The following is a 546-nucleotide window of genomic DNA, read 5'->3' as shown; positions in this document are numbered from 1 at the left end:
GATGACATAGAAGATGCCTTCAACCGCGCGGAAGGTAATACTGACGTGTCTCTTACCGCGCGCGCCACCGATTTGAAAACCCTGGAGTGGGAACGCATCCACGAAACCCTGGCAGAAACCGGGTTTAATATCTCCGAAACCGCCCGGCGCCTGGGGATGCACCGCCGCACCCTGGCCCGCAAGCTGGAAAAGCAGCGGGTGAAGTAGCCCTTCCCGTAGGAGCGTCGCTGGCGGCGCGATCCCATAAGGTCGTTAGCGCGCCGCCAGCGACGCTCCTACAAGAACAGGGTGGTCTGTCGAAAAGCGGCTATGACATTCGACTAGTCAGGGAAAGCTAATTTCATTCTAAGGAGAGATGCCATGTCCAAGATTCGTCTGAACCCCTATCTGAATTTTCCGGGCACCTGCCGTGAGGCGTTCGCGTTCTACGCCGACTGCCTGGGCGCGGATATCGTATTCCAGCTGACCATGGGCGAGTCGCCCATGGCGGACGAGGTGCCAAAGGAATCCCATCACCATATCTGTCATGTTTGTCTGCAGGGTGAT

The 546-nt window shown here is 57.5% G+C and carries 1 protein-coding gene and 1 pseudogene; both read left to right on the top strand.

Going from position 1 to position 546, the window contains the following annotated elements:
• Window positions 1-207, top strand: a 207-nt coding sequence (locus tag A3754_RS08455) for a helix-turn-helix domain-containing protein (RefSeq protein ID WP_197468574.1), incomplete at its 5' end; no start/stop codon positions are given.
• Window positions 208-360: 153 nt separating this feature from the next.
• A pseudogene (locus A3754_RS08450) lies at window positions 361-546 on the top strand (VOC family protein); the annotation flags it as partial.

This window comes from Alcanivorax sp. HI0083 (assembly GCF_001635175.1).
Note: the sequence above shows the minus strand (reverse complement) of the source record. Positions and strands in the feature narration are given on the sequence as shown.